The following is a 1466-nucleotide window of genomic DNA, read 5'->3' as shown; positions in this document are numbered from 1 at the left end:
AGCTCGGCGACGGCGGCCTCGCCCTCCTCCGGGTGCCGCTCGTCGGCGATGACCCACCAGGCGCCGGGGAGGAAGCTGACGGGCGTCCCGGTGTACGGCTGCCAGACGCTGCGGTAGCGCAGGTCGTCGAGGCTGGACCGGTTGCGCTGCTGCCGCCGCCAGGAGGCGAGCACGGGCAGGGCCGCGCCCAGCCGTTCCAGCGATTCCGTGGCGTCCTGCTCGGTGAGTTCCGCGAGCGCGGCCAGGTCCTCGCGTTCGATGGCCGCCCAGAACGCCGAGTCGACGCCGCTCGGGGTCTCCTCGGTGTCGCCCTGCCCGGTCGCCGCGGTGGGCCAGAAGCGGCTGCGTTCGAAGGCGTACGTGGGCAGCGCCACGATGTCGGTCTCGGCGAGGACCGTCGTCAGGTCGACGGGCAGGCCGATCGCGTGGGCGGTGGCGAGGTTCGTCAGCAGCCGCGTCGCGTCGTCGTCACCACGCCGCAGGCTACCCAACGTGTGCCCGCTCGCGCCCGCGTCGTCCAGGATCGCCGTCACCGGCATCGTCAACACCGGATGCGGGCTGATCTCCACAAACGTCGTGTGACCCGCCTCGACGGCCACCCGCACCGCCGCGTCGAACCGCACCGTCTGCCGCAGGTTCTCATACCAGTAGTCCGCCGTCATCGAGGACGGATCCACCCAGTCCCCCGTCAACGTCGAGACGAGCCGGGTGTGACCGGCCTGCGGGCTCACGTCGGCCAGGTCCGCGCGCAACTGCTCCGCGACGTCCTGCACCGCCGCCGAGTGCGACGCGTAATCCACCGGAATCAACCGCGCCCGCACCCCCTCGGCCTGACACGCCTCCACCAGATCGGCAACCGGCTGCGGCGGACCCGACACCACCACCGTCGACGGACCGTTCACCGCCGCCACCCCGACACCCGGGAACTCCCCGAGCCGCTCAGCCACCGCCTCGGCCGACAGGTCCACCGACGCCATCGTCCCGGTCCCCCGCAGCACCGTCAGCGCCCGCGACCGCAACGCCACCGCCTTCGCCGCATCCTCCAAATTCAGGATCCCGGCCACACACGCCGCACCGATCTCACCCTGCGAATGACCAACCACCGCCGCCGGAACCACACCCGCGTGCTGCCACACCGCCGCCAGGGCCATGCCCACGGCCCACAACACCGGCTGCACGACCTCGACCCGCGCCAACCACGACTCGTCCTCACCCGTCAACACCGCAACGAGGTCCACGTCCAGGAACGGAGCCAGAGCCCGCTGACACTCCGCCAGACGCGCATCGAACACCGGCGTACGACCCACCAGACCGGCCGCCATCCGCGCCGACTGCGCACCCTGACCCGGAAACACGAACACCGCACCGGTCCCGGAGGCCGTACCCGTGACGACCCAACCGCATGGACCCTCGGGCGCCCCGTCCGGCCCCGTCGGCGCTCCGCAGGGCCCCGGTGGTCAGCAGGG

Annotated in this window: 1 protein-coding gene; it reads right to left on the bottom strand. The window is 72.3% G+C overall.

The window, feature by feature from the left end:
* The coding region (locus AB0B91_RS65945; RefSeq protein ID WP_358343211.1) for an acyltransferase domain-containing protein at window positions 1–1361 on the bottom strand (1361 nt) is incomplete at its 3' end.
* Window positions 1362–1466 lie beyond the last annotated feature (105 nt).

Origin of the sequence: Nonomuraea sp. NPDC049141, assembly GCF_040648415.1 — a bacterium.
Classification (GTDB): Bacteria; Actinomycetota; Actinomycetes; order Streptosporangiales; family Streptosporangiaceae; genus Nonomuraea.
The sequence above is the reverse complement of the archived record's forward strand: the minus strand, read 5'-3'. Positions and strand labels throughout refer to the sequence as shown.